Source organism: Clostridium paraputrificum (assembly GCF_900447045.1).
Classification (GTDB): domain Bacteria; phylum Bacillota; class Clostridia; order Clostridiales; family Clostridiaceae; genus Clostridium; species Clostridium paraputrificum.
Genome location: NZ_UAWH01000005.1, coordinates 230175 through 255549, shown reverse-complemented (window position 1 = coordinate 255549; position 25375 = coordinate 230175). Strand labels below are relative to the sequence as shown.

Here is a 25375-nt window from a genome sequence, read left to right as displayed (position 1 = left end):
TATATAATTAAATAAATTTTATCATATAGAAAAAAAATATTAAAGTTTTATACATAAATCCAAAAAATGGACATTTTCTAAATCGAAAATGATCCATTTCTTATAATCCTATTTAGAGATTTGCTAAATTCAAATTATCCTCTTCATGTTTATATTCTTTAATTAATTCTACAAGTGGCTCTAACTCCTCGTAAAATACTATAATAGTATCTCCTATAATACTGGAACTCAATGCCTTTCTAAGAGCCTCAACCTCATTCAAAATTACTCTACAATCTTTGCAGTTGCTTTCATTAACACCTTCTTCAATCAGCTTAGCAACTTCATTTATCTCTCTTCCCCTTCTGTCCTTATCCTCTTTTATAATAACCCTATCCATAGATTCACCACATAGCTTACCTATATCCTTCATCATCTTATTAGTTCTATCTCCAGGCACACCAATAACACCTATTAAATTATTTTTTATATCTATGTTAGATAAAGCTTTTAGCACTCTCTTATAACCATCAATATTATGGCCATAGTCTAGAATAACTCTTACTCCATCTATATCATATATATTAAACCTCCCAGCATTACAACTGTCATTCAGCTTAAAAGATTTAAAGCCTTTAGCAATCATGCAGTAATCAATTTCTAATCCTATAAGCGCTGCACATGCTGCCATGACATTTTCTAGGTTATAATCAAGTACACCATTTAATGTTATTGGAATATTATTAACATTTAAAATCTTATACTCTCTATTATTATTCATAACTGTAAGGGTATTATCTTTAATATATATAGCTATTCCACCTGATTTTATATTTTCTATAATTAGTGGATTATCGCTATCTTTAGAAAAGAAAATCTTTTTAGATTTAAATCTACTTAATATATTTTTACTCCATTTATCATCCGCATTAATGACAACATATCCATCCTCTTTAACAGCTTCACCTACTAATGCTTTTACAAAGGCTAATTGTTCAATGTCATTTACATCATCAATTCCTAAATGGTCTTCTGTAATATTAGTTATAACAGCCACATCCGCTACATCATAGGCTAACCCTTTTCTTATAAGCCCTCCTCTAGCAACCTCCAATACAGCAACTTCTACATCCTTGTTTTCAAGTATTGTTTTAGTACTGTTATATCCTGTATCATCACCTTTATCTATACATTTCCCATCAACATATATCCCTTCAGTTGATGTCATTCCCACCTTATGTCCCATTTGTTGCAATACATGAGATATCAACCTAGTAGTTGTCGTTTTTCCATTAGTACCTGTTATAGATATAACAGGTATATTACTAGGTACTCCATTATATTGCATATTTAATATAGCTTCACCTATATCTCTTGGTTTTCCTTCACTAGGATACAAGTGCATTCTTATTCCAGGAGCTGAATTTACTTCCATAACTGCTCCTCTACCATACAAAGGTTTAGATATATCATCAGTTTTAATATCAACTCCACATATATCTAATCCTATAGCTTTAGCAGCACGTATACATATTTCTTTATTTTCTTCACATATATCATCTGTACAATCTATAGCCATACCACCAGTTGATAGATTTGCATTTGCTCTTAAGAATATTCTCTTTCCTTTTTCAGGCACAGATGACAAAGTAACCTCTTGGTTATTTAACTCATTTATTATTTGATTATCTATCTTTACCTTAGTTAAAGGTTTTTCATGGTCATACCCTCTATTAGGGTCATCATTAAGCTTTCTAATTAACTCTTTTATATTATTAACTCCATCTCCAACTACAAAAGGAGGTACTCTTAATGAGACTGCCACTACATTATAATCAACAACACAAATTCTATAGTCATTACCTTCAATATACTTTTCTATCAATAGATCATCAAATTCATTTTTTAACAAATTATAATGTCTTACTAAATCATTCTCATTTCTTATATTAATTATTACGCCTCTACCTTTACTCCCAAATCTAGGTTTTATAGCAAGTGGATATCCTATTCTTTCTCCCTCTTTCAATACCCCTATTATGTTACATACTTTATCTCCTTCTGTAACAGGAACATTTTGTCTCTTTAAAAGCTCCTTAGTAAGAAGTTTATCAGATGCTATATCAGATGCAACACAACTAGTATTAGCACCTATTGTTGCCTCAATAATTCTTCCTTGTTTTCCATACCCTATTTGATAGAGTCCACTATCTCCGAGTTCAAAGAAAGGTATTCCATACCTCTTAGCTGCATCCAAAATAGACTGTGTGCTAGGGCCTACACTCTCCTTAACCATAAACTCTTTTAATAATTTAAACCTTGCTTCGTAATTTATAGCTTCCTTATCTATTAGAGAATTTATTATATCAATAGCTAATCTAGCTACTTCCACTGCTGTATTCCTATATTCATATTGAAATATAATATAGTAAATGTCCCCTTTTATTTCTCTAGACTTACCATATGCAACTTCTATTCCTAACTTATTTTGAATAGCTATTATTATATGCTCACAAATATGAGCAAGATATGTTCCTTCTTTTAATCTTTTAACAAATCCATGTTCTTCATCAATTCCGCATCTATGTTCATATAGCTCTGGAATAATTTTTAATAATCCTTCATTAAACCCATCTATATTCCTACTTGGAATTTCAGAATAACCACATAAATCAACATCTAATCTAATACATTTTTTATGAGAGTATATATTTTTCCCTTCAAATACTCTCTGACTTATTATCTTCATTGTTAATTAAATCCTCCTCAAAAGGTACCTTTCTAACAAGATCAAATTTATTTCCTTCTTTTAAAACATGAAGCTTAACATTGTATATGCTTAATACCTCTTCAGAATATTGCTCTGATACATTTGTATACGATATTTGGCTTCCATCTATAAAATATACTGCCCCTTCTCCTATAACTTCCACATTTCCATTCTTATTAACAATAATTGCTGTATTTTCATCTATTCCTATCCCCAACACTTCTGGATTCTGAGCAACTCCTGATAATAATCTTCCTACTCTACCTCTTTGAGCAAAATGTTGATCAATTATTACATTATTTATTAAGCCTAGCCCTGGAGACATCTTTAATGTACACTTTCTTGGTGCTTCTTCATCATTTCCCTCTATTATCATAGTATCGCTCATAACAGAAGCTCCTGCTGAAGTCCCGACTATATATATTCCGTTATCTGACACTTCCTTAAGAGCATCATAAACTGGAGATCCTCCAATAAGACTAGTTATTCTAAGCTGGTCTCCTCCTGTAAAAAAAATTAATGATGCATCTTTTATCATGGCTACATTCTCATTCTTAAATGCATCTTCTCTCTTACTTATATCTAATATATCTATGTTTAAAATTCCCAACTCTCCAAATGCTTTTCTATATTTTTCTGCTGCTTCTTCTGGATATTCTGTTGCAACTGTTGCAATAACTAAATCATCATCTTCCTTCTTAATACATTCACATACTTTTTTTAATATTTCTTTTCTACCCTCTTTATCTTCAGCTCCTCCGATAATAATTAAATTTCCACTTAATTTTTTATTCATTAGATCACCTCAAATCATGCATTTGTTATTGTTTCCATTGCTCTAAGTAATTATTCAAAAATGTATATAAAATAAAAATTTCATCTATACCATTCTAAAATATACATTCTACTTTCTTAGACATAAAAAAGGCAGATTAAAAGCCTATATGCCTTTAACCTACCTTTTGACTCTAGTTTTAAGTATTAAAAAATTGCTCGTCCAGGTATTATTAACTTATCTCCAATTTCAATACTGTCTGGATTTTCTATGGAATTCATCTTAACTATAGCATCCACAGTTGTATTATATTTTTTTGCTAATGACCACAAAGTATCTCCCTTTGTAACAACATATATAGTAATACTAGCCTTTTTCTTTTTAGGTTCTTCATCTAATTCAATTACATCAGAAATAAATTCTTTATTTACTTCATAGGAAAGTTTAGCCCCTACAGATATTGTAGCTTTAACGGCAACTGTATTGGCTTCTATAGATGCATCAATAGCTTCTAGATTACTATTAACTATTGCTTTCATACCTTCTTTAGCTCCATTAATATCTAATACAACAGTAAATGGTATATCACCACTTATTTGTGAATAGCCAACCTCTTCATCTGTTGTCTTATATATAACATTAGCCTTAATTACGCCTTCTACTGTAACCTTATCATCTGTAACTTTTTTGTCTGTAACTATTATACTTCCTGTTGCTCCCACAATAAATTCAGGCTTATAATCACCTTCCTTTACTGTAATATTATCCTTTATTATAGCCTCTGTAGCTTGAGACCCATGAATAACTCCTATTTCATAGCTATCTTTTCTAAGTTCTAATGGGAATTTTGGAGAGTAAGCGTCTTTAATTATTTCTAATACTTCATCAGAGAATACCTTAATGCTACATTTTACCAAAAATTCAATATTCATTATTCTAGTTTCGCCTAGGTCATCTTCTTCTAGACCTATATCAGTATTCTTTATTTCATAAATAGCTGATGGTAACATATTAGATAGTACACCAACCATTTCTTCTTCTTTTGAAAGGTACACATCATCTTGTAGGCTTACTATTTCTTTAGAATCAGCACCTAAATATAATATGTTTAACTTACAGTAACATCCTAAATAAACCTTATCTTCTGCAACTTTAACCTCTCTTTTATGAAGGGTCATAGAACATTTAAGGATTTTTGAAACTTGTGGTTTATCCATGCCAACTCTTAGAACTGATTTTCCTATAAGGTCAACCTCTTTGCTACTTACTAACCTGTTGATCGATTCTGTATTTTTTAATACTTCTACACCTTCAGTACCTTCTATGTCTTTTACGAAATCAAATTCAACACTTTTATAAACTTTCCAGTCTAGGTCAATAACGCCTTCAATAGCTATCTTTCTTTCATTCATAATATTAGCATCAATATGTTCTACCTTGCATTCTACTTCACAAATAACTTTATGTTCTCCTTCATCAAGGTCCAAGTAATTAGTAAACTTCTCAGCATAGCTCACAGAATTAACCATCATATTATCTTCTCTTGGAATGTAAAGCACTGAATATTCTACCTTACCTTCCACCATGACTTTATCCCCTAAAACCTCTTTATTACTAATAACAGGTCTAGCTTCTACTGATAGAATCTGTTGTACATCTGGATGAGTATCAGGAATTAAATACTCATCTTTCAATATTGATGTTGAGCCATTTTCTCTTATCAATTGTTGAAATTGAACATTTTCTTTTATAACATCTATCTTTGACATTTTATCCCTCCCATAAAATACCTACTATTATTTATATAATTCACACGGGAGATTTATGACTTAAATTTAAATTTATGTTTAACTTTATAAATGTAATCGAATTCTGTCTATTTATTAAATTTTTTTCGTATTTTTCACTAAAATTATGTTGACAATTAGTTTTATTTGTCGTAATATTATCTTGGTTATTGACCATATAACCTCTCATAAATTCTCAATACCCTTTTATACCATAGTTGAAAGATGGAAACCCACCATCTTTCTTTTTTTATTTATATTTATATCTATACCGCACTTGGAAATATGCTCTTCTTATATAGTTAATCTAAAAATGTTAACAAAAGAAAAAAACTCCGATTTAAAAATCGAAGTTTATTAGTTAACTTGGAAATACCAATTGAACTGTCTTAGTTAACACATCTGAATAACTATATGTCACTGTCCTTTGGGTGTCACTTTCTAATCTAATTACAAAAATGCTAGGATAAACGCTTTCTAATACTCCATCATTAACTAAAATCTTTTTGCGTCCACCGTTAGCCTTTAATGTAACCTTCTCACCTAAGTGCCTTTCGATGTCTTTTTTAATGGTAGCAATAGTTTTAATCTTTTCCATTCAAACACCCTCTTTCCTGACTTTAGTATACATCTTTTCCAGTTTTATGTCAATAGAAATTTAATATTTTATCATTTCTAAACACTATTTGTCAATATATTTTGTAATTTTTTTTACTTACTTTTATATTATTCTAAAAGAAGACTATTTTTATGCATCAATTAAAAAAGATATAACATTAAAGATAACTTTTATATTATCTAATAAACTAGATTCAAATTTACTTTAAAATATATTTAGTTTATATATATGGAGATTTAGGATATCCTTCCCTATACTTGCCCCTAGTTTGTAAACCTCCAATCCCCTTTATACCAGTAATTGTGTTTTCAATAACATCAGTTATAGAAACAACTTGATCAATTCTTGTATAGGCTATCTTTTCACATACAAACACAGGATCCAAACAGTGAATTAATACTCTATTAGGACTAGATGCAAAATTAGCTCCAGCATCTAACATACATTCATAACAACTTTGGCATGCACCTGCAAAAATAACTAATTCATCGTAACTTGCATTATAATTTCTTAAAGCCTTCACTGCTTCAATATAATACTTGGAATTTCTATAGCACTCCACATCTAAATAGTTATCTGCATTTTTTAAAACACCATCATGACCAGTAAGTACTACTATGTCTGGTTTAATTTCTTTTACAAGATCTACAATAACTTCTGGTTGCTGCCTCTCACTAATTGCTTTACCAACAGCATCCAAAGACAATTGTTTATATACCTTTAAGCAAGTCTCCATATACTCACTATCTCCATCCACATGAAGTATCTTACCCGGCCTACCAAACATTAATTCCTTACTGGTCATGAGTTTTGGGGATTTACTCATTCTAGTTAACACATCCCCTCTAAGAGCTACTGCATTCTTAATTGCTTTTGAAACTCTACTATTAAGTATTTTTTCTTGTGTTCCAACATAATCTTCATTTACCGTCTCTAAATCCTCTGCTTTTGAATCAGCAATTATTCTTATGCTAATGCCTTTAAGAATATATACTGGCTCTCCATTCTCTTCTCTAATATCAATTACCTTAAAAGTAATATCCCTATCATAAGATTTTCTAACTACTGTATCTCCTATAACCATAGCTTCCTCACTTTTATTGTTGTTACTATTATATGAAAGCAAACAAGAAACTGTTCCTTTGTCCAAAAGCTTATAAAAATAAATAATCATAATTTCTAATATTCATATATTTTTATATTTATATATTTATATATTTTTATCCTAAGTAATTGGACACTGGTCAATATCTTAGCATATTTTCACTACTCACTCTCTTTATTCATAAGGTTTTTCTACTCGCAACTTTTTATATTTTCAAAACGTAAAAAAAGACGACCTTCTGGTCATCTTTTTTTACAACTCATATTCAGATTTAAAGTCATCTAATAACTTCAAATATTTTTCTTTTTCATTTATTATACTTTGAAGTTTATTAGTAAAGGTACCTTGTCCCCAATTCACTTCATTGTAATAGTACCTATTTGCTAATCTCCAATATCTTTGAGGAAATTGTAAATATGCATATAAAACCTGATATTCTTCTTTTGATAATGGTGATACAGAGTTATAGGATTCAACTATTGCTTTTGCAAAATTAATATCCCAATCAACCCTTTTAAGTACTTTAATCATAAAATTAGATATGTCAAAGGTTCTAACTTCACGCTTACAAAAATCGAAATCAATAACATGAACGTCATTATTATCATCTAAGATTATATTATGATAGGTAAAATCATGATGGCAAAAACTCTTTTCTTTTTCTGTTACTGAACATAAATCATAATAGGCTGAACCTTGTAAGGTATCAAACGCCTTTTTACCCATTTCCTTGTAAAACTCCATAGATTTTAAGTATAATAGGTCAAACTCACTCTTGTTATTTTTCTTTCTTATCATATCCCTCATTTTATCTAGTGACTTAATTCTTTTTTCCATTAGATGTGGCCAACGACCTAAATCACTTTTTAACTTTGAGTTTTCAGGAGGATCATATCCCTTAGAAGCTTCATGCATAGTGGCTAATGTCTTAGCTGCAAGCTTTACTTCCTCCACATTATGAAAGTCACACTCCCTACCTTCTAACCACTCAGAAAGTGTATATAAGTCTTCATTAACTAGTGCATAAGGTTCTCCTTCTATATTCAAGAAGTATCTATCAACCATATTAAAACCATTTTTAATAAGATGTTCTTTCGCACCATATACAAATAGTAATTTTTGAGGCCCGTAGTTAATCTTTTTTAAACACCTTTCTCCTTTGTTAGTCCTTAAATAGTAGACTCCTTTGTTTGCTTTTAATACCTCAATTTTAATGTCAAACTGTCTTTCTATTTCAAATTCTCTCATCATAGTCCTCACCTCCTTTATATTTATATGTACCTTTTATTTCTTTTATTAACAAAACTTAACTCATTTTAATATAATAGAGCGAGAGTACTATGAAAGGATACATCATGAAGATTGGCATAGACGGCAGGGCCGCAAAATGGTACAGGGGGACTGGTATAGGCACCTATACTCATCAACTTATTTCCAGCTTAAATAATGTAGACAAAGATAATGATTATCTAATTTTTTTGCCAGATGGTTCTTCTTTAAAAAATTTAAATGATAATTTTCGTGTTGAACCAGTAAAAGCAAATTTACAGGAAAACTTTTGGGATGAAGTTAGCGTTCCTAATATCCTAGATGATCATAGTATGGAGCTTTATCATGTTCCTCAAAATGGTGTTGGACTTTCAGAAAATATAAATTGCCTAAAGGCCATCACATTACATGATATAATTCCTTTAAGAATGCCTGAAACTGTAAGTGACAGATACCTAAAAATATTTAATAATGAATTACCCAACATGCTTAAGCAATGTGAAGGTATAATAACTGTGTCTGAATTTTCTAAAAAGGATATTGCTAAAGAATTTAATTTTCCTGAAGAAAAAATATTCGTCACCCCTTTAGCTGCCGAGGATATTTATAAACCACTAAGTAAATGTAAATGCAAAAAAATAATAAAAGATAAATATGGTATAGAAGATAATTTTGTTCTTTATGTTGGTGGATTTAGTCCTCGTAAAAATATTATAGGATTAATAGAAGCTTTTTCTTTAATCCCACCTGCTAAAAGAAAAAATTCTAAATTAGTCATTACAGGCAATAAAGGCTTTTCCTATCCTAAATATCAAAAAAGGGCTGATGATTTAGGAATTTCAAATGATGTTATATTTACTGATTTTATTCCATTAGAAGACCTACCAATATTTTATAATGGTGCTGAAGTTTTAGTATATCCTTCTCTTTATGAAGGTTTTGGTCTTCCACCACTTGAAGCTATGGCATGTGGAACACCTGTTATAGCCTCAAATATAACTTCTATTCCAGAAGTTTGCTATGATTCTGCTCTACTAATTAATCCTTACAATATTGATGATTTAAGCTATGCAATTGAAAGAGTATTAAATGATAGTCTTTTAATGCTTACCATGGTTAAGAAAGGATTATTGAGAAGTATGAATTTCTCATGGCAAAAGACCGCCCAATTAACTACTAACGCCTATAAGACAATGATTAATAATGAACATCGTTAAAAAACGAGTTAATAAAAAGGAAGACGTAAAAGTCTTCCTTTTTAAATTAATTATTTAATAAAATAACTCTTTATATTTTTCTTTATATTTAACTAGAAATTCATGTCTAAATTCCTCATTCATAAGCTTATTATTTAATCTACTTATAAATACTTCTTCATCCCAATCTTTTTGTTTATGATAATAATCTCTAACTATAGAATAAAAATCTCTTGGATAAGAAAGTAATATATAAATAAATTTATACTCCTCTTTTTCTAAAGGACATACTTCGTTATATGCTTCTATTATATTTACCGCCTTATCTACGTCAAAAGCAGCATTCTTTATCCCCTTTAAAATTAAATCCGTTAAATCCATAATTCTAAGATCTATCGAGCAATAATCAAAATCAATTAAATACATATCATCATCTTTAATCAAGAAATTATGCTCAGCTAAATCATTATGACATACCACTATATTTTTACTATTTTCCCTATAAGAGCTATAAACACTAAAAGATAATAATTCTGCAGCTCTTTCAATCTCTTTTATATAATCATCTACTACCTTTAAAAATTCTTTATCAAATTCATTTTTAAACCTATATGATTTAACCAGTTTTTTTATATACTTTATATCCTCTAAACTATCACTAAATTTCTTAACTAAACTTTCCTCCATTAATTCTTTTGCATTACAGTTCAGCTCTTCTTCTATTTTTACAAGCCCAGCTTGTGAGGCTAAATGCATTTCCCCTAATAATCTACCGCTCATCTCATATTCTATAGGATTAGTAAATGTAACCTCTCTGCCTTCAATAAGATCCATAATTAAATAGTAATCACCTTTCCACTTCTTATATACATTACCATCTTCAAAGGTTCTAAAAGATATCACATAAGGAAATTCTTTATATATATTTTTCAAACATATATTAATAAAATCAATTCTTTCTTTACTTAAATCCATCTTCTTTAATATCTTTTTGCCTTCATCAGTATGAAGAATAAATACCTTTCTTAAAGGTGTAACATCCAAAACCTCTAAACCTAATTCATCAAAAAAGTCCAAACTTAAATCATATGTGGATAGATACTTCTTTTCAGGATATCTAACTCTAATCATTCTCTCACCTCTTATTTTATATTTCATACTCCATTGATGCTTTAATATTTTTTAAGTACTCTTCTGGAAGTAGATTTTTCTTATTATATTTATATCTATACCATTGCTTTAAACTATCATATGGAATTGATAGTAATATAGAAATATAATCCTTACTATGCTTATTTAGATGAGATAACCTTATATATTCATCAATATATTTATCTAAATCTCTCTTTTTATTTCTTCTCTTTATCCTTTTTAGATAATTATAAATATCTTCTTCAACAAGATTATAGGTTGCCCCTTTTAAGCTTCCAACTTCAATTGTTTCAACTATTCTAAGGTTTCCTTCATCCACTCTTCCTAAGCAAATTTCATTTTTTTTCATACTTCTTTTTATAATTCCTAAATAATCAATTTGATTCAAATCTTCAATAGCTTTACCTACTCTATTTAATAACTTTTCTCCATTCTCCAAAATAAATAAATCCATACAATTTATCTCTTTTATATCCCCTCTTAAAGCTATATCTTTATTTAATCTTTTTTGCATTACTTTTATACTCTCTACTCTTTTACCAATACTACTATTAATTCTAGTAAGGCCACTACAATAATATCCTGCTAATACCTTATGAACACTTTGAATCACAATAAATTGACAAGAAATATCCTCTTCTGTAACACCTCTATATCCTCTGAAGTATTCTTCTGTAACTACAATATCATTTTCTAACAAATAATCTTTTAGAGTTAATTCTTTAATACTAACCCCCTCCTTTAAGAAAAAAAACTTTCAACAAACTGTTCTCTCTCTTCTCTATCATTTAGATACTTCTGAAGCCTTTCAATAAAGAATTTCTCTTCCCACGGCTGTTGTTCCCAATACATTTGTATACCTAGTTGCCAAAAGCCTTGAGGAAACCTAATAAACTCTTTCATTAATGGAAGTTCCTCTTTTATCAAACCAGATGTCTTACAGTAATTATTAATTATTCTTTCTGCTTTATTTTTATCCCACTTTCCATTTTTCATGGCTCTAATTAATAGTGATGATAAATCATGTATATGAGTATCTAAAATACAGTAATCAAAATCAATAATATTTATTTCTCCCTTATTATCTATAAGGACATTATGATTAGCATAATCATGATGACAAAATCCTCTTTTAAACATTTCCTTTTCCATAAGTTCATAGTAATTTAATTTAGATAACTCCCTTACACTCTGCTCCGCTCTGTTTACTTCACTCTCTATATTTTCTAAGTATATCTTGTCGAAGTCAGATTTATGGGCTTTTTGGCTAATGCGATGTTTAAAATCTAACATTTCATCTTTTCTAGTATCAAAAACCTTTAACCAAGAAAACCACCCTATTCTAGGTTTCATACTATCTGTTATAGTAAAACCTTTGCTACACTCATGTAGCTCACCTAATTTCTGTGCCACTAAATCAAGCTCAATGGGATTATCATAATTACTTTCTCTAGATGGAATCCACTCTGTTAAATAAGCAAATCTTCCTAAAAGTTCAATATAATATTCATCTCCCTTAGTCTTTAAAATAGTTGGGATTTTATCAAATCCCCTTTGCTGAAGATGAAGTATAGCTGATAAAATAAAATAAAAATGAGGGAATTGATATTTTATTACTTTTACACAATACATCCCCTCCTTTGCATTTACTTTATAGGTGTTTTTAACTTTTTCTATAGATTTAATGTCCAAATTATAGTTAAGGGTGATAATTCTTTTTATCTCTTCCTCATTCATGCACTTCACCTAAGGATTAATTCTATTTATTATATGTATGGTATCTTTTCTGTGTGATTTCATTCACCAAATCAATTTCCTTTTAATACTTTATACTATAAAAATTTATAGAGGTGACCTTATGAAAATAGGTATTGATTCTAGAGGAGTAAACTTATACTCAGGATCTGGTATAGGTACTTATACAAAGAATTTGATTATAAATATGATAAATAATAATACTAAAGATACATTTAATTTAATTTGGACTGGAAAAAAGAATGCTAAATTTATAAGAGATAACACAAAGCTCTTTTATACCTCTGGAAGATATGGTGGATTTTACGAAACATACTTCACCCCTAACCTAATGAAAAAGGAAGATATAGACCTATTCCACATCCCACAAAATGGCATAGGCTACCCTTTTAACTGGGACTTAGATGTTGTAGTAACAATACATGATTTAATTCCATATACAATGCCAGAAACTGTTGGAAGAGGTTACTTAAATAGATTCTTAAAAGATATGCCAAATATAATAGAATCAGCTAAAGGTATACTAACTGTATCAGAGTACTCTAAGAGAGATATTTTAAGATTCTTCCCTAATATATCTCCTGATAAAATCTACGTAACCCCATTAGCTACTAATGAAAACTTTAAACCTATACCTAAGGATGTATGCAAAAATTATATAAGTAAAAACTTAAAAATAAATGACCCCTATATTCTCTATCTAGGTGGATTTAGTGCCAGAAAAAACGTTAAGGAATTAATATTATCCTTTGGTAAAATTATAAAGGACCTGAAGAAACCTCATAAGCTTTTATTAGGGGGTGCAATAAGAGATGAGGGTAATATTTTAAGGGATATAGTTCTAGAGGAAGGTCTACAGGAGCACATTTTATTTACTGGCTATTTAGACGATTCAATATTACCAATATTATATAGTGGTGCTGAAGCTTTTATATACCCTTCCTTGTATGAAGGATTTGGATTACCTCCTTTAGAAGCCATGAGCTGCAAAACCCCTGTAATAACTTCAAATTTAACTTCTATTCCTGAAGTTACTAAGGATGCAGCTATATTAATTGATCCCTTTAACAAAGATGAGCTTAGTTATAATTTACTAAAACTATTAAATGATGATTCTAAAAAAGAGGAGCTTTCTGAAAAAGGGTATAAAAGAAGTCTCCAATTTTCATGGAGACAAACTGCTAATGCTACTTTAGATGCCTATAGAGATATATTTAAATCATTGACCTAAAATTTTATTTTTTACTTCTAAATATACTTCATAATCATTTATTTCAGGAGCCTTCTCATATATGTTGCTCATAACAACTAGAGGGCTCTTTCCACTAAAATTCTTTATTGACTCTTCTATTGATTTATTTTTATAAGTAGACAAATAACTGGAAAAAAACTTACCTTCTTTAACATACTTAATAGATTCTTCTGTATTTGTAGCTAAAAACTCCAAAAACCTCTTAATAAGAGCACTATTTTCTTCAGATTCATTTAATACTAATAAGTTATATCCCTCTGCTACATAAAATTTATTACTTCCATTTAATTTAGCTGGTGCATTATTAACAGTCCACTCACATGGAACATCTAAAGCTGTTAGTTCTCTCATAGAATTTATTGATGATATTCTAGCTAAAAACTTACCATCTACCTTTGTGTTCATAATATTGCTTATTTCACTTAATTTAGTTTTAACTAGTTCTTCTATCTTTCCTTTATCATTACTCCCTTCCATTGCTTGCATTACAAGTAGTGAAATTATATCTTCATAATCTTGACCTACTCCATTAAGTATTCTTACCTCTCCAGAGGTTTTCTCTAAAATATCTTTACCAACTCTTTTTAAATCATCCCAGGTATTGATATCTTCATATGTATACCCATACTGTGCCAACATATCTTCTCTTAAATATAATGCTAAAGGTCTTGATGTTAACGGTACTCCCACCAATCCTTCCTTATCATTGGCCTCTTTAATTCTTGCAACTGAGAAGTTACTTGAGTAATTATCTACTATACCTTTTTCTTCTGAAATATATTTTCTTAAATCATTCTCTTTTATTAACCTTCTAGACTCATTAGTGGATAATTGGATTATATCGGGAGTTGAATTATCATTTATGGAAGATAATATCTTATCTTTATAATTACTACTATATATTAACGATATTTCAATCTTAGTTTTATCATATGATTCCATAAATAAATTAGCATATTCGCATAAATAATCATATGTGTCTTCATTTGCCCAAATCACTATATTCCCTTTTATATTTTCCTCTTTATTACTACTTCTTATATTATTTAATAAAAAAATGCTTAATACTATAAAAATAATAATAATAAAATATCTAACCTTTTTCATACTCTCCTACCTCCCTTATTAAATTATATTATAAACTTATTCTACATCATAGTTCTTTACATTATCTAATACTTTTATTATAATAAGTAAACACACTAAAGAAAAATAAATATTATAGGAGAGTCTTTATGCATATAGAAAACTTAAGATTCTTTTATGAAGTTGCAAAAGCAAAGAGTATTTCAACAGTAGCGAAATCCTCTCATATATCACAATCAGCCTTAAGTCAACAGCTCTTAAAGCTTGAGGATAGTTTAAACGCCAAATTATTTATTAGAAGTAATAAAGGTGTAACCTTAACAACTGAGGGTGAAATTGTATACAAACATTGCAAAGTTATATTGAATACCTATGAGAAAATGCTATATGAAGTTGAAAGTTCAAATTCACAAGAAAGTCACATTAATATTGACGGGATAAATATCTTAACATCTACATTAATACCTTCTGCTATAAGTAAGATAAAAAGATCATTCCCAAATCATATTATAAAAATCACATCTTCTGAAGATAATTCTAATAATATAATACATAATATTTCAGATATAAATATATCATACAATAATTACAATAATATAAATTCTATAGTTTCAAAGGAAATATACTCAGATAGAATAGTTTTTGTAGCTGACTCTACATTTAAAAGTGATAACTTAACCATTAACAAGTTTATGAATACTCCTTTTATAATGGTTAATGATAACTTAAAATTTAGAGATATGCTTGCATCAAAACTAGAAAACTTAGATTATGATATTCAATTATTAAATATTCTATTTTCAACTGATTCCTATCAATCTGCTATAATAGGAATTAAGAATATACAGGCTATATCCGCAATCCCATATGGGATATATAATTCTGTATACAAAGATTTAGGATATAAAATTATTGACATCGAAGGCTTAGAATTTCCTCTTTCAATGTATATAAACTTTGAAGAGCAACTTTATAAGAGAGAAAAATTGTTTATCAACAAATTAATATCAACAATAAAAGGATTCTTAAAATCTTAAGAATCCTTTTAATATTTTCTAAGTATTAATTTTTCTGCAAGTGCTCTTAGCACCTCTTTATATTCATTTTCAGGCAGCTTATCTATATCTTTAAAAGCTTTGTCCGTATACTTTTGAGCTAAATCTATCGCTTTATTTACTCCATTATTTTGCTTTACCAATTCAATTATTTCTTTTACTTCATTATTAGTTATAGAATCAGCTTCTAAGTATTTCTTAAAAGCATCTTTATCATTATTATAAGCATAAATAAATGGTATGGTAAAAATACCTTGCTTTAAATCATTTGCTGCTGACTTCTTAATACTCTCATCATTACCTACATAATCTAAAACATCATCAATAATTTGAAATGCCATTCCAATATTATGTCCTATATTCCATAATCTTTTAGCAAGTTTTTTTTCACAACCACTTTCAGCTGCTCCTAAATATAGAGACAATGAGAATAATTCTGCGGTTTTACCTGATATTCTACTTAAATAATCCTTTACTGACAACTTAGTAGAAAATCTAGAATTAAGTTGATTAACTTCACCCATACAAATTCTAGACATTGACTTAGAATCCATTTTTATGCTTGCTAAAGATGCATTGCTAGCTAATATCTTAAAACATACACAGAATAGGTAATCTCCTATATAAACTGCATAATCTTTTCCATACCTTGATTGAACTGTTTCATTACCTCTTCTTAACTTAGCATCATCTATAACATCATCATGAACTAAGGTTGCCATATGAAATAATTCTAATACAGCACCTAAAGCTTTTACTCTTTCCTTATCTCTATTACCAAAGTGAGATCCAATTATAACAAAGGCTGGTCTAACCATTTTGCCGCCTGATTCAATTAAATCTTTTATAGAATTTTCTATAACTTTATCTTTGCATTTTGTTTCTTTCTTCATTAAAGCAACTATGTCTTCTAATTCTCTTTTTACTTCAACATAGTTATCCCAAATCTTATCCATATCTATTTACCTCATGTAACTTGTTTGAAATATGGTATTTTTTTTAAATGTTCAACTAAATAATTTGATGTAATTCCTATAAATATTCCAGTTAATATACCAACTATAGATAATACCGGTAAATATAGTGTAACACCTATATTATGTACAATTGCAGAAGCTACTAAAATTTGTCCAATATTATGAAATACAGCACCAGATGCACTAACACCTATTATACTTATCTTGTCCTTAAATACTTCTTTTATAAAAACCATAGATAAAAAGCTTAAAATTCCACCTGCAGCACTGTACATAAATGCTGAAAGACTTCCACCAAAGATAGACCCTAAAGTTAATCTTAAAAATAGCACCAACAATGCTTCTTTTTTGCTTAAAGTATATAAAGCTAAAACTGTCACAAGATTGGCTAGTCCAAGTTTTGCCCCTGGAGTAACAAAGGGTACTGGAATCATATTTTCAAAAATATGTAAAACAAGTGCTTGAGATACTAATAGACCTATATATACAATTTTTCTACTTCTCTTCATTTGTTTTTTCTCCTAATATGAAAGTATTATATCATCGTCATTTTCTCCGATAACTTGTACCATTACTCTGTGAGGTAAGCATACTATGCTTTGGCCTGGTTTTGATATAAATCCTGGCTCTAAACATACCTGATCTGAACAATCTGCATCTACTACTGCTATCTGCTCATCTTTTACAAGTATCAAATTATTACCCCACTTAGTGTTTACTTCTATAGTTTCTTCTCCCTTATGTCCCGTAAGTGCTACCTTTTTATATAGCTTGCCACCTATAGTAATTTCAGCGTATGTAATATTATAATCTTTTTTCATTTTTGCACCCAAAATTATTTCAGGTGTAAATGATCCTAATAATAATAGAATTATTATTATAATATCCCATTTTTTAAAAATATTCTTATCTTTAAACATAAAATATCCTCACCTTTATATCCTTATGTTATTTATATAACATAGGCTTGTCTATCTTATTATAACTTCAAAAATAAAATAAGGTAAGGATGGTTATCTACCATCCTATCCTTATTTATGTCAAATTACTATTTTTGTTTATAAACTGGAACTCTCTTACCTAACCACCAGTTACCAGCAATCTTATTTATCCATGGCATAACATAATAATCTAATCCAAATGTTCTACCAGCTCCGCCCATTAAAGCAATTGAACCGAAGAAGAACCATAGTATATCCCATCCTGCCATAGCTGAAAGAACAAAGTTACATACCATAAATGCAGATGCTCCTGAAGCTAAGAATGTGAATAATCCTGCGATTAAGCATAAACCTATACCAATTTCAGTTATAACAACGATTCTTTGGAACCAAACAGCTATTTCTGGGTTTGGTATAAATATTTGCATTATTGCTTCATAGAACTTAGGCATTTTTTCTAATATTGGAGTTGCAAATTCAGTTGTTGCTTCTCCTGATGCAGAAGCACCTGAATCAGCAGCAGTTTGTAACCAAGCAAATGGCATTTTAATGTTTCCAGCCTTTAACCAGCTGTCTCCACCAACCATGTTTCCATTAAATAAAGCTTTTATTCCATGATTTTCCCATGTTCCTTCACCAACAAATTTCTTAAGACCTTCTAATAACCAAAGTACACCAATATATAATCTTAATGGTACTAACCATAATCTATTTGACTTAGATGATAAATGACCTCTCATTATGCATCTGTTATCTTCCATTGAGAAGAATTCATGTTGTAGGTAGTGATAACAAGCATTAACATTGTTAACACCCCATAAGTAGTGTAAGTTAACTAAATGCTTCATTATCATTGCAAAGAATCCAGCAAGCTTGATTCCAGCTAAGTTAGCAACACAGTACTTACCACCTATTGATACCATAAATCCATGGTAGTTTGATTTAAACTTAGTTAAATCCTTCTTCTTATCCATTAAAGCTATTATATTCTTAGCGATAACATCACCAGTTTGAATTGCAGCTTCAACTATTTGAGGCGTTCCTTTTCCTTCTTCTTCTTCATAGTAGTTTAAGTCACCAACTACGAATACTTCTTCTTTATTAACTGCTTGCATAAATTCGTTAGTAGCTAATCTACCAGCTCTTGCAGTTTCTAACCCATATTCTTTAACTTCTTCATTTGCTTGAATACCGCATGTCCAAATTAATGTGTTAGTTTCGATTTCTTCTCCACTCTTTAACACTATTTTATTTGGAGCAACTTCAACTATTGGGCTATTCTTAAGAATAGTCATTCCCTTCTTAACCATGTACTTTTCAGCCTTATCAGCTTGTTTTCTATCTAACATGTTAAGAATAGTTCCCATAGCTTCAACAACCATTAGTCTTACTTCATTTTCGTCAACATTATGTTCTTTAGCTAATCTAGTCTTCCACTCTAAAAGTTCTCCAGCCATTTCTATTCCTGTGAAACCAGAACCAGCCACTACAAATGTAAGCATTTCTTTTCTCTTAGCTTCATTTCTTTCTTTAGCTGCAAGCTTGAACATTTTTTGAACGTGATGTCTAATTTTCATAGCATCTTCAAATGACCATAAAGTAAATCCATTTTCTTTTACTCCTGGAACACCAAAGAATGCTGGTTCACTTCCTGTACCTACTACTAGATAGTCATAAGTATAGTTACCATTTGTAGTTTTTACTGTTTTATTATCAGTATCAACTTTTTCTATTAAATCAGTAACAACATTAACCTTTGTTCTAGCAAATATTTTACTTAATTCAATTTGAACTGATTCAGGATGAACTCTTCCTCCTGCTACTTCATGTAATTCAGTCATTAATGTATGGAATGGATTCTTATCAATTAATGTAATTTCTACATTATTATTCTTCTTATATTTTTTTGCTAATTTTTTAGCTACATGGACTCCACCATATCCAGCACCTAATATAAGGATGTTTTTCTTATCTGACATAATTTCACCTCATATATAAATTTTTTGTTAAAAATAAAACTTAACCAAAACAACAAATCTGATTCTATAGATTTCTATATGGTATGTCTATAAGAATAAACTAGTATCATATACCTCTTATATTTTTACTTTTTTATACAAATTCCCTAAACCCATTGATATTACTACCTTTTTCTTTAATTAAATCAAATTTGTTATAAGAATTATTAATGTACCATAACTTATTTTAATACCCATTAGTTTGTTTTTTGTGTATAATTAACTAGTAATGTCGAATTTGAAAACTTTTTCGACATTCACTTGTCATAATTTTAACGTAATATAAAAATGTTATTTTTTTAAGGGGGATTTTACTCATGAACAAAAAGAGAATTTTAAGCTTAGTTGCTGCTACAATGCTTTCTGTTGCTGTTTTAGCAGGATGCGGAAGCAAAGAAGAAGGAATGAAAGATGGTAAGTACGAAGTTGAAGCTGCTGCAGCTGATAAAAACGGATACAAGTCAACTTTAACTTTAGAAGTTAAAGATGGTAAGATTGTTGCTGCTGACTATGATGAAATAAGCACTGAAGGAGCTTCAAAGCAATCTGATGCAGAATACAACAAGAAGATGAAAGAATTCGGAAAGGTTACAAACCCTGAAGAAGCTTTCCCAGCATTAGAAAAAGCTATCGTTGAAAAGCAATCTGCAGAAGTTGATGCTTTCACTGGTGCTACAAGCTCAAGCAATAATTTCAAGAAATTAGCTGCTAAAGCTATCGAAAATGCTACAGCTGGAAATACTGAAAAGGCTATAGTGGAATAGTTTAATCCATATTCAAAGACTTTAGGGATTCCCTAAGGTCTTTTTTTCTACATATTATATTATCTTTGGGAATACTAAATATAATAAATCTTAGGAGGTAACTTATGAAAAATAGAAATAAAGTAATCAGCTTATTAATAGGAATTTTTCTTATTTTTTCTCTTATCGGATGTACTAATAGTAAAGATGATTCAAAACCACTTTCTAAAACTGAATATTTCATGGGAACTGTTGTAACAGTTACCCTATATGATAATAAAAGTGAAAAAATAATAGATAAGGCTTTTGAAGAAGTAAAAAAAATAGAACAACTTGTTAGTATAAATATGGATGGTACTGAGCTAGATGAAGTTAATAATAACTCTGGAATAAAACCTGTAAAAGTAAGTGATGATACTTATAATATAATAAAAAAAGGTTTAGAATACTCTAGTCTTACCAATGGCTCCTTTGATATAACTATTGGTCCCCTAGTTAAACTATGGAGTATAGGACTACCAGAAGCAAAAGTCCCTACACTTGATGAAATAAAAGGAACCCTTAAATACATAAACTATAAAGATGTAGAAATTAATGATTCTGAAAAAACTGTATTTTTAAAAAAACCTGGTATGATTATAGATTTAGGGGGAATAGCAAAAGGATATACTGCAGATGTTATTGCTCAAACCCTAAAAGATGAAGGCGTAGAAAAAGCTATTATCGACTTAGGAGGAAATATCTATGCATTAGGCGAAAAATCTGAAAATACACTATGGAGAATAGGAATTCAAAACCCTGATCAAACTCGTGGAGAAATAGTAGGATCCATAAATGTAAAAGATAAGTCAATAGTTACCTCTGGAATATATGAACGTTTCATAGAACAAGACGGAGTGAAATATCATCATATCTTATCTCCAGAAAGCGGATATCCTTATGATAATGAAATAGCTGGAGTTACTATAATTAGTGATAAATCTATAGATGGCGATGCCCTTTCTACTTCAGTTTTTTCTATGGGAATAACTAAAGGATTGGAATTTATAAACTCACAACCTGATACAGAAGCAATCTTTATCACAAAGGACCATAAGATTTACTTAACAGAAGGTTCTCAAGAAATATTTAAATTAACAAATGATGATTTTGAGATAATGAACTAATTAAGGTAAAAAGGTAAGGAAAAAAGCTCGCCATTCGGCGAGCTTTTTGTACCTTGTACCTATTTTTCTATATAATTCATAACATGTTTTATTATCATGTTTATACTTCCATCTCCATTACGTTGAATTTCAAATCTATTATTATCATGATACACTTCTTCATTTATGTAAAGATCTATATCCTTATCTATCTTAAGCCTTACTCTTTTTAGTTTCTTTTCTACCCATGTTTTATCTACTTGAACATCATCATTTAATCCTTGAGCTTTTACAAAAGTGCAGAACTCTTCTTTTGCTTTTGGCTCATCCTTAAACAATTCATGAGATAGTTCATCTATGTTAACTATATCCTCTTCCTTAAGTTTTCCCTTTACAGTCGTTCTTACCTTTTCTGCAGTAACAGCATCTTCAGAAAAGTTTTTTCTAGTCCATGTTTCTGCAGCTTTTAAAAATGTTTTAGTCATATCCCTTTCATTAGCTACAATAGTACAACCTAAGAAGCTGTTTATAAAATAATTAGCCCCATATTCATCTTCTTCTTTGCTCTTCTTCTGTTTATCTAGCACCATTAAATTATATGTATCTTCTTCTTTTATAGGTTTTATAAATGCTGCTTTTTGTATCTTCTGACCACTTCCAGGTAAACCTGCTGCTTGTGGAACTATACCAATTCCAATCTTATCATCAACAAATTCTATTTCATGAGTAAAATTCTTTACATAATCCATCTTTAATATAGCAATCATAGGGCCTTGGTCTGTTATTATAGATGCCACAATTAAATCACAAGAAGGTATATTTACATTTCCCTTCATTATAGAAAATAACTGCCTAGACAATTCTTTAGAAAGAGTAATTAAATCATTATTCTCTCCATTAAGATAATCTTGACCAATTTCTTTAACAATATTTCTCTCTTCATTAAATTTAGCATATTTTAATTCTTCATCATTAAAACATTTCTCTATATGTTTATATATAAATTTATATGTATCTTCTTCCATCTCTAACTTATATTCGTTTAAGATAGGCTCTATGCTATTGTTATCTAATATATGAATAACAGCTTCATTTATATTTATGTCATTAACGTAATCCATTATCTTCACCTCTATTATTATTCCATTATTATTTTAACAATGAAAATTTATATTAACAAGGTAAAGAGTCTTAACTACATAATTGCTTCAGCAATATTATTAGAATGATCTCCTATTCTTTCTAAATTACTTATTAAATCTAAGAACATTGTACTAGAATTAGCATTACATGATTTTTCATTTAATCTCTTAATATTATTATTTCTAAGCTTCTTTTCATACTTATCTATTCTTTCTTCTATAACAGAAATACTTTTTGCACCCTCACTATCTTCATTCTTATAACTCTCTATAGCTAAAGTTAATGCCTCTAGTGTCTTATTATACATTGATACCACTTCTTCAGTAGCTTCTTCTCCAAAATATATTTCTTTATTCATCTTTTCAATTGCCATATCAGCTATGTTCTCAGCATGATCTCCAATTCTCTCTATATCATTAATAACGTGGAATGTAGCACTTAATATTTTACTGTCCTTCTCTGGTAATTCATGTGATGACAATAATACAAGATAGTCTGTTATTTCTTGTTCTAAATTATTTATTACCTTTTCTCTCCTATAAACCTCTTTTACTTTTTCTTCATTACTATTTAAAAGTGCATCCATTGCCTCTTCAATATTCTTCTTTGCTATCTCACCCATTCTAACTGTCTCTTTATAAGCTTGTCCAATAGCTAATATAGGAGTTTCTAGTAAATTTTTATCAAGATATATTGATCTATCTGTTTCTACTTCATCCTCTTCATTCTCCGGCATCATAGCATCTACAATCTTTATAAGATACTCACTTAATGGCAATAGGATTAATGTTACAGAAACATTGAATATAGTATGTGCATTAGCAACTTGTCTTGCTACATCTGTAGGATTTATATACTCAACTATAATAGCAAGATAATTTAAGAATGGTAATACTATTATTACACCTATCACCTTAAATAATAAATGTATTATTGCAGCTTTCTTTGCTTTTTTATTAGCACTAGCTGAAGCCAATAATGCTGTTACACATGTTCCTATATTGCATCCTAATATGATAGGTAAGGCTACATGTATATCTATAGAACCTGTTGTTGCAAGAGCTATAAGCATACCTGTAGTGGCTGATGAACTTTGAACTATAGCTGTCATTCCAAGTCCTGCTAGAACGCCTAAGAATCTATTACTTCCCATTACTTCAACAACATTCTTAAAGGCATCTGATTGTGTTAATGGCTTCATAGCACCAGACATTATACCCATCCCTAAGAACAAAATACCAAACCCTAATACAATAGAAGCTAAATCTTTAGATTTCTTTTTCTTTACTGATAATAGAGCTATTGCACCAATACCTACGAAAATAGGTGCTAATTGATTTAAATTAAAAGAAACCATTTGTGCTGTTATAGTAGTTCCTATACATGCACCCATTATTACTCCTGTTGCTTGGCTTAAAGTCATTAATCCAGCGTTAACAAAACTTACAACCATTACAGTTGTTGCACTTGAACTTTGTATTACAGCAGTTACAACTGCTCCAACTAATACTCCAATAAACTTGTTACTAGTAACCTTTTCCAGAATATTTTTCAACTTATTTCCTGCTGCATTCTCTAGGCCATCTCCCATCAGTTTCATACCAAATAGAAATAAACCTAATCCTCCAAATAATTCAATGATCATATTGAACTTGTCCACTATAATATCTCTCCTTCAAAATGCTCTTTTTAACTTATTCTTAATACATTTTTAATTTTTCTAACAATATTATAACGTGAATTTAACAATTAGAACATAAAAAAATGTAGAAACACCTACGACTTTCTACATTTTTTATTTAAACTATATATTTAAATCTATTTATTTATTAGTTTTCCATGGATTAAAAGCCTATTATTTTCTTGTTCATAGGAACATGTTGACAAAGTTACTATTTTATCCTCACTTGTAAGTTCATAATCCACAAGTTTATGCATAGACTTGTTCTTAAGTTCATTCAAATACTTTACATACTCTTCATCTGAACTAAAATTAAATCTATATGGATTAGTATTTGCTTGCTCAATGTATATTGAAAATATCTCATACTCTAAAGTTCCATCTTTTGTAGTTATATAAAACTTATTATTTAATTTTGCAAATTCACTATCCTTATAGCTATGAAGTGAACCAAACATACTCTTATCCTTCATATAATGTCCATGTATTATTGTATTTTTTTCATTGAAAGGGTCTGGATTATCACAAGATATAAATATTCCTCCACCAGCATTATATTCTTTCTTGAAGTTATGAGTAAGATAATAATCATTATCTTCTCCCTGAAGCACTGGATAATTAACTTTAGTGCCAGGTATCATAATCCATCCTTTAAATTCATTATTTATCTCATAAAGCTTATTATAATCTTCTTCCTTAAATACATATGCTTTAACATCTTCCTTATCTTTAGGATTATTATCATTATTCTCTACTACCTGTGGAGCATACTGTTCAATATCCTTATAACTACTAGCATTTTTCCTATACTCATTAAAAATAGTAAATAGCTCATAAGCTGACCATATAAAAACTATCAAAGCAATAACAAAAATAATTTTTCTAATAACTTCTCTCCATTTTTTACTCATATAAATCCCCCAAAAT

22 protein-coding genes are annotated in these 25375 nt (G+C 29.5%); 5 read left to right on the top strand and 17 right to left on the bottom strand.

The annotated features are described in order from the left end of the window. Window positions 1-112: 112 nt before the first annotated feature. The 6 genes from cphA to DR024_RS01220 all read right to left on the bottom strand — a co-directional run bounded on the left by cphA (window position 113) and on the right by DR024_RS01220 (window position 8286). On the bottom strand, window positions 113-2728 hold the full coding sequence (gene cphA / locus DR024_RS01245) for a cyanophycin synthetase (protein ID WP_027097086.1): 2616 nt from the start codon (window positions 2726-2728) through the stop codon (window positions 113-115). After that, window positions 2700-3545: a cyanophycinase gene (locus DR024_RS01240; protein WP_027097087.1), complete on the bottom strand. Its 846-nt coding sequence runs from the start codon at window positions 3543-3545 to the stop codon at window positions 2700-2702. Before DR024_RS01240 ends, cphA begins: the two co-directional genes overlap by 29 nt. A gap of 185 nt (window positions 3546-3730) precedes the next feature. Continuing rightward, window positions 3731-5293 carry a DUF3794 and LysM peptidoglycan-binding domain-containing protein gene (locus DR024_RS01235; protein ID WP_027097088.1) on the bottom strand — a complete coding sequence of 521 codons (1563 nt, stop codon included), beginning with the start codon at window positions 5291-5293 and terminating at the stop codon, window positions 3731-3733. 379 nt (window positions 5294-5672) lie between these two features. After that, a complete protein-coding gene (locus DR024_RS01230; protein WP_027097089.1) occupies window positions 5673-5909 on the bottom strand; it encodes a Veg family protein in 237 nt (78 codons plus the stop codon). A 241-nt stretch (window positions 5910-6150) separates the two neighbouring features. Then, window positions 6151-7014, bottom strand: a complete 864-nt coding sequence (yabG, locus tag DR024_RS01225) for a sporulation peptidase YabG (RefSeq protein ID WP_027097090.1) — start codon at window positions 7012-7014, stop codon at window positions 6151-6153. Between the two features lie 273 nt (window positions 7015-7287). Continuing rightward, window positions 7288-8286 (bottom strand): CotS family spore coat protein, encoded by a 999-nt coding sequence (locus DR024_RS01220; protein ID WP_027097091.1) that lies wholly within the window; start codon window positions 8284-8286, stop codon window positions 7288-7290. A 104-nt stretch (window positions 8287-8390) separates the two neighbouring features. Between DR024_RS01220 and DR024_RS01215 the strand changes: the two genes are divergently transcribed. After that, window positions 8391-9521, top strand: coding sequence for a glycosyltransferase family 4 protein (locus DR024_RS01215; protein WP_027097092.1), 1131 nt, complete (start codon window positions 8391-8393; stop codon window positions 9519-9521). A 54-nt stretch (window positions 9522-9575) separates the two neighbouring features. Here DR024_RS01215 and DR024_RS01210 read toward each other — a convergent pair whose 3' ends face one another. The 3 genes from DR024_RS01210 to DR024_RS01200 are packed head-to-tail and all read right to left on the bottom strand — an operon-like array spanning window position 9576 to window position 12389. Further along, window positions 9576-10631: a CotS family spore coat protein gene (locus tag DR024_RS01210; RefSeq protein WP_027097093.1), complete on the bottom strand. Its 1056-nt coding sequence runs from the start codon at window positions 10629-10631 to the stop codon at window positions 9576-9578. Window positions 10632-10647: 16 nt separating this feature from the next. After that, the gene (locus DR024_RS01205; RefSeq protein ID WP_051195883.1) at window positions 10648-11352 is read right to left on the bottom strand and encodes a hypothetical protein; all 705 of its coding nucleotides are present in this window, start codon (window positions 11350-11352) and stop codon (window positions 10648-10650) included. Between the two features lie 41 nt (window positions 11353-11393). Next, window positions 11394-12389: a CotS family spore coat protein gene (locus DR024_RS01200; RefSeq protein ID WP_111918068.1), complete on the bottom strand. Its 996-nt coding sequence runs from the start codon at window positions 12387-12389 to the stop codon at window positions 11394-11396. 121 nt (window positions 12390-12510) lie between these two features. Here DR024_RS01200 and DR024_RS01195 point away from each other — a divergent pair, with 121 nt between their 5' ends. Then, complete coding sequence (locus tag DR024_RS01195) at window positions 12511-13638, top strand: glycosyltransferase family 4 protein (protein ID WP_111918066.1); 1128 nt, start codon at window positions 12511-12513, stop codon at window positions 13636-13638. Here DR024_RS01195 and DR024_RS01190 read toward each other — a convergent pair. Continuing rightward, window positions 13627-14766 (bottom strand): ABC transporter substrate-binding protein, encoded by a 1140-nt coding sequence (locus DR024_RS01190; protein ID WP_099313573.1) that lies wholly within the window; start codon window positions 14764-14766, stop codon window positions 13627-13629. The genes DR024_RS01195 and DR024_RS01190 overlap by 12 nt on opposite strands. Before the next feature lie 128 nt (window positions 14767-14894). Here DR024_RS01190 and DR024_RS01185 point away from each other — a divergent pair, with 128 nt between their 5' ends. Then, window positions 14895-15782 carry a LysR family transcriptional regulator gene (locus DR024_RS01185; RefSeq protein WP_027097098.1) on the top strand — a complete coding sequence of 296 codons (888 nt, stop codon included), beginning with the start codon at window positions 14895-14897 and terminating at the stop codon, window positions 15780-15782. A gap of 8 nt (window positions 15783-15790) precedes the next feature. Here DR024_RS01185 and DR024_RS01180 read toward each other — a convergent pair whose 3' ends face one another. The 4 genes from DR024_RS01180 to DR024_RS01165 form a co-directional block, all read right to left on the bottom strand. Then, a complete protein-coding gene (locus DR024_RS01180) occupies window positions 15791-16756 on the bottom strand; it encodes a polyprenyl synthetase family protein (protein ID WP_099313572.1) in 966 nt (321 codons plus the stop codon). A gap of 11 nt (window positions 16757-16767) precedes the next feature. Continuing rightward, window positions 16768-17286 carry a Gx transporter family protein gene (locus tag DR024_RS01175; protein WP_111918064.1) on the bottom strand — a complete coding sequence of 173 codons (519 nt, stop codon included), beginning with the start codon at window positions 17284-17286 and terminating at the stop codon, window positions 16768-16770. 12 nt (window positions 17287-17298) lie between these two features. Next, window positions 17299-17697 (bottom strand): NusG domain II-containing protein, encoded by a 399-nt coding sequence (locus DR024_RS01170; protein ID WP_207735469.1) that lies wholly within the window; start codon window positions 17695-17697, stop codon window positions 17299-17301. 128 nt (window positions 17698-17825) lie between these two features. Next, window positions 17826-19697, bottom strand: a complete 1872-nt coding sequence (locus DR024_RS01165) for an FAD-dependent oxidoreductase (protein WP_027097102.1) — start codon at window positions 19695-19697, stop codon at window positions 17826-17828. A gap of 356 nt (window positions 19698-20053) precedes the next feature. Here DR024_RS01165 and DR024_RS01160 point away from each other — a divergent pair, with 356 nt between their 5' ends. Further along, window positions 20054-20500 carry an FMN-binding protein gene (locus DR024_RS01160; RefSeq protein ID WP_027097103.1) on the top strand — a complete coding sequence of 149 codons (447 nt, stop codon included), beginning with the start codon at window positions 20054-20056 and terminating at the stop codon, window positions 20498-20500. A 104-nt stretch (window positions 20501-20604) separates the two neighbouring features. Next, entirely contained in the window at window positions 20605-21645 is a 1041-nt protein-coding gene (locus DR024_RS01155; RefSeq protein ID WP_027097104.1) for an FAD:protein FMN transferase, read from the top strand. A gap of 59 nt (window positions 21646-21704) precedes the next feature. Here DR024_RS01155 and DR024_RS01150 read toward each other — a convergent pair whose 3' ends face one another. The 3 genes from DR024_RS01150 to srtB form a co-directional block, all read right to left on the bottom strand. Beyond that, a complete protein-coding gene (locus DR024_RS01150; RefSeq protein ID WP_027097105.1) occupies window positions 21705-22745 on the bottom strand; it encodes a nucleoid-associated protein in 1041 nt (346 codons plus the stop codon). A 74-nt stretch (window positions 22746-22819) separates the two neighbouring features. Next, the gene (locus DR024_RS01145; RefSeq protein WP_111918062.1) at window positions 22820-24427 is read right to left on the bottom strand and encodes a Na/Pi cotransporter family protein; all 1608 of its coding nucleotides are present in this window, start codon (window positions 24425-24427) and stop codon (window positions 22820-22822) included. 158 nt (window positions 24428-24585) lie between these two features. Next, a complete protein-coding gene (gene srtB, locus DR024_RS01140; RefSeq protein WP_027097107.1) occupies window positions 24586-25359 on the bottom strand; it encodes a class B sortase in 774 nt (257 codons plus the stop codon). Window positions 25360-25375 lie beyond the last annotated feature (16 nt).